Genomic DNA, 3,750 nt, shown 5'->3' on the forward strand with positions numbered 1-3,750 from the left:
CCGTCCTGCTAGAAACGAACCACGAGTCCGTAAACGCCGCCCGAAAGCTTATCCCTTAATGACCAAACCCCGGCATGAATTAAGAAAGCAGTTGCAAACTGTTTAATACACAAGCGTTTCGGCTTTTCTTAGTGCCATTCGGCTCTGAGCGTTATTGGGGTTGCAAATATTGCTTTGCAAACCCGCGAAAAACTGATCCAAGTCCTCAATAGTAACTATGCCCTGTTTGCTTACGCTCAGGGAGAAACAACGAGTGGAGTCATTTTGCACCACGGTTTACGCAATATTGCTTTACCAGCCCTGACTTTGCAATTTGCATCTCTTAGCGAACTGTTCGGTGGTACTGTGTTAGTTGAGAAGGTCTTTGGCTATCCTGGGTTAGGTAGTGCGACCTTACAGGCAGGTTTGCGTAATGATGTCCCGCTACTGGTGGGTATTGTTTTGTTCAGCGCCATCTTTGTGTTTATCGGCAACACCTTGGCAGACCTCAGCTACCAAGTGATTGATCCCCGCATCCGCATAGCAGATACCAGAGCATGAAACTTCCCACTGCGATTTCAACCCCTCAAACTTTAGGACGCAAACTATCACTCATCTTCAGTAATCGTCGTAGTCGGACATTTATGCTTATTGCTCTGTGCGCGATCGTTCTGAGCATCCTGCTGCTTGGCACCCAACTGATTGGTAAAGCTGGTTTGGAAATTTCCTTACAAGAACGCAACCAACCTCCAACACTTGCTCACCCGTTTGGCACTGACTGGTTGGGACGAGATATGTTCACCCGTACGCTCCACGGTTTAAGCTTGAGCTTATGGGTGGGGCTGTTAACCGCTAGCTTTAGCGCCGTGATAGCTTTGGTACTGGGAACGCTCTCAGCTACACTGGGTGGTAAAGTTGATGCCTTTATCATCTGGATAATCGATGTATTCTTCAGCCTGCCTCACCTAGTATTAGTTATCCTAATTGCCTTTGCTCTTGGGGGCGGAGTCAAAGGGTTGATCATCGCCATCACCATCACCCATTGGATGAACTTGGCTCGTCTGCTGCGGGCTGAGGTGCTTCAGATCAAAAGTTCTGATTACGTGCAACTCTCTTCTAAACTAGGACACTCGCCCCTGTGGATTGCCCGCAATCACATATTGCCCCACCTAGTGCCCCAGTTCCTCGTTGGGTTGATTTTGTTGTTTCCCCACGCAATTTTGCACGAGGCTGGGCTTACCTTTTTGGGTTTGGGTCTACCGCCAGAGATTCCGGCAATCGGGATTATCCTGTCGGAGTCAATGCGATACCTATCCACTGGCTACTGGTGGCTGGCGGTAATGCCAGGAATAGCGTTGCTGCTCGCGGTGAAAAGCTTTGACATCTTGGGTCAGAGCCTACTTGCTTTGTTCGACCCAAAAACAAGCCAGGGGTAACATTATACTATGCTATCAGTTCAAAACCTCAGTGTCACTTTCACCATGTACGATGTGGGTCTGACCCAAAAACGGCTGACCGTCATTATGGATTTGGATTTAGAGGTTGGTGCGGGTGAAGTGGTGGCAGTGGTTGGTTCTAGTGGCTCTGGTAAAAGTCTGCTAGCTCACGCCATTTTGGGTATTTTGCCTTATAATTCCTTGGTTACAGGCAAGATAATTTTTAAAGGAGAACTCCTGACCCCAGAGCGTCAAACCAAGTTGCGGGGCAAGGAAATTGCCTTGATTCCCCAGTCAGTCAGTTATCTTGACCCCTTAATGAGAGTGGGTTCGCAAGTACATCGGGCAGCTCGTTTGAGTGGATTGCCTGCTACCGAAGCAAGAGGAGTTGTAAATCAAACCTTTGAACGCTATGCTCTTCCCCTGCCAGTTAAACAGCTTTACCCCTTTCAACTTTCAGGTGGTATGGCTCGGCGAGTATTAGTTGCTACAGCAGCCGTCGGACGGGCTGAACTGTTGATTGCTGATGAACCGACTCCTGGTTTACATATAGATGTAGTTGTTGAGACACTTAACCATCTACGCGAACTGGCAAATGAGGGCAAAGCGATAATTCTTATCACCCATGACTTGGAAGCGGCTGTGCGAGTTGCAGACAAAGTAGCTGTGTTTTACGCAGGCACGACATTGGAAGTGGCCGCAGCAGAGGATTTTACTGATGGTAATCTGCGTCATCCCTACACACAAGCGCTGTGGCGATCGCTGCCCCAAAATGGTTTCATACCGGTTAAAGGCACCCAACCCAGTCCAGAGGCGCTTCCTGATGGTTGTCTGTTTGCTGGCCGCTGTCCCTTGGTGACTGACGCTTGCCAAAAAGCCCGACCCCAGTTTCATATCGTGCGAGGTGCTCCTGTGAGGTGTATTCATGCTGAAGGGTGAACAGTTGTCTTTTCGCTATCGAGTCAATCAACCTTGGATTTTGCGTGATTTCAGTATTGAAATCAACAAGAGTGAAATTGTAGGCTTGCAAGGTCCAAGCGGTCAGGGCAAAACGACTATAGGTAAGCTACTAGCCGGGTATCTTCAACCAACGGAGGGTAGAGTCACAATTGACGGTAAGCCTCTGCCAAAACAAGGCTATTGCCCGGTACAGCTCATCTTTCAGCACCCAGAACTAGCAATGAACCCCCGATGGCTGATTAGCCAAATCCTAGCAGAGGGAAAAGGAACATCTAGAGAACTTCTGCAAGGTTTGGGAATTCACTCTAGTTGGCTAAGTCGCTTTCCTCATGAACTCAGCGGAGGAGAGTTGCAGCGTATCGCAGTCGCACGCTCGCTCAGTACAGCGACCCGCTACTTAATTGCTGACGAGATGACTGCTATGTTGGATACCAACACTCAAGCACTCATCTGGCGTGCAGTCATTGACTATGCCTGTCAGGTTGAAATAGGTATTTTGGTTATAAGTCATGACATTGCGCTACTCAAGTACCTGTGCCATCGTAGGATTGATTTAAAAGCAGCACGTTGAATTATATCTTCAGATTCAGCCATTTCCCTAGCGACTGACTCCTCTTAAATTTTTAAATTTGGAATTGCTGGTTGAATGTTGAATTGCAGATGTTGTAGAAAGCGCGTAGATGCAGTCGTTGCATATCTATATGTCTTTACCACTCTTGTAAGTCATAGCTCTGGGTTTTCTCTTCTTGAGAGGGACTACTGATTTCTTGGGTGCTTGTGGTGGACGGCATGTTTCACAGTAGACCGGTCGCACACCAAAGGTTTCTCGTTGTGTGGGCTGTTCGCACTGCTTGCATACGAAATTAAAAACGCGAGTATGAATTTCCCGCTTGTGCGCTCTAACGGTATACTCTCGGACATCAATAGTTTTGCTGGGCATCGGCTCTTTCTTCAGTCTTCTATTTATAAGAATAGTTTCTAGATAGCAATATATTCATGCATCATTTGATTGAAACAGTGATAATTGCCCAGGTGAAATATTGCCTCGCCTAAATCGGTGATAGTAAAGGTGGCAGCCACTGCAAAGACAGCCTAAGTTTTCTTTTCGGTTATCAGATGGGTCGAAGTTGTAATGGTGTACTTGAAGGTTATAAACCCGGCGTTGCGATAGAGTTAGCTCTGATGGTTTCTCGCCAGGGCGCAAGCAAAGGCGATCGCACTTAGTACAGCGCCAATCGGAGGCATCTTTTACAGCTGTGGCGATTTGTTTCCAATCTTCGGAGTAGCGGGTTTTGCTCATACAAAAGAAACACTTAATTAAGAAGATAGTCTTTAATCTTATTTTGATGAGAGCGCAAAATAGAGAGAGCAAGAT

General features: G+C 47.3%; 6 protein-coding genes. 4 read left to right on the forward strand and 2 right to left on the reverse strand.

Annotated features, from left to right (window positions below):
• Positions 1-153 precede the first annotated feature (153 nt).
• The 4 genes from H6G26_RS39770 to H6G26_RS39785 are packed head-to-tail and all read left to right on the forward strand — an operon-like array spanning position 154 to position 2,946.
• The gene (locus H6G26_RS39770) at positions 154-540 is read left to right on the forward strand and encodes an ABC transporter permease (RefSeq protein ID WP_347242600.1); all 387 of its coding nucleotides are present in this window, start codon (positions 154-156) and stop codon (positions 538-540) included.
• Positions 537-1,415 carry an ABC transporter permease gene (locus H6G26_RS39775; protein WP_190737422.1) on the forward strand — a complete coding sequence of 293 codons (879 nt, stop codon included), beginning with the start codon at positions 537-539 and terminating at the stop codon, positions 1,413-1,415. Before H6G26_RS39770 ends, H6G26_RS39775 begins: the two co-directional genes overlap by 4 nt.
• Before the next feature lie 9 nt (positions 1,416-1,424).
• On the forward strand, positions 1,425-2,354 hold the full coding sequence (locus H6G26_RS39780; protein ID WP_190737423.1) for an ABC transporter ATP-binding protein: 930 nt from the start codon (positions 1,425-1,427) through the stop codon (positions 2,352-2,354).
• A complete protein-coding gene (locus H6G26_RS39785) occupies positions 2,341-2,946 on the forward strand; it encodes an ATP-binding cassette domain-containing protein (RefSeq protein WP_190737425.1) in 606 nt (201 codons plus the stop codon). Before H6G26_RS39780 ends, H6G26_RS39785 begins: the two co-directional genes overlap by 14 nt.
• 126 nt (positions 2,947-3,072) lie before the next feature.
• Here H6G26_RS39785 and H6G26_RS39790 read toward each other — a convergent pair whose 3' ends face one another.
• Together H6G26_RS39790 and H6G26_RS39795 are read right to left on the reverse strand one after the other, a co-directional pair.
• Entirely contained in the window at positions 3,073-3,315 is a 243-nt protein-coding gene (locus tag H6G26_RS39790) for a hypothetical protein (RefSeq protein WP_190737427.1), read from the reverse strand.
• Between the two features lie 54 nt (positions 3,316-3,369).
• A complete protein-coding gene (locus H6G26_RS39795) occupies positions 3,370-3,675 on the reverse strand; it encodes an HNH endonuclease (RefSeq protein ID WP_190737429.1) in 306 nt (101 codons plus the stop codon).
• Positions 3,676-3,750 lie beyond the last annotated feature (75 nt).

The sequence above is a fragment of the Nostoc sp. FACHB-888 genome (assembly GCF_014696655.1).
In the GTDB taxonomy this organism is placed as follows: domain Bacteria; phylum Cyanobacteriota; class Cyanobacteriia; order Cyanobacteriales; family Nostocaceae; genus Nostoc.

Bases quoted from the DNA above. Each gene is read 5' to 3' on its own strand.
- H6G26_RS39795 (WP_190737429.1), bottom strand. From the start codon at position 3,675: ATGAGCAAAACCCGCTACTCCGAAGATTGGAAACAAATCGCCACAGCT.
- H6G26_RS39790 (WP_190737427.1), bottom strand. From the start codon at position 3,315: ATGCCCAGCAAAACTATTGATGTCCGAGAGTATACCGTTAGAGCGCAC.
- H6G26_RS39780 (WP_190737423.1), top strand. From the start codon at position 1,425: ATGCTATCAGTTCAAAACCTCAGTGTCACTTTCACCATGTACGATGTG.
- H6G26_RS39775 (WP_190737422.1), top strand. From the start codon at position 537: ATGAAACTTCCCACTGCGATTTCAACCCCTCAAACTTTAGGACGCAAA.
- H6G26_RS39785 (WP_190737425.1), top strand. From the start codon at position 2,341: ATGCTGAAGGGTGAACAGTTGTCTTTTCGCTATCGAGTCAATCAACCT.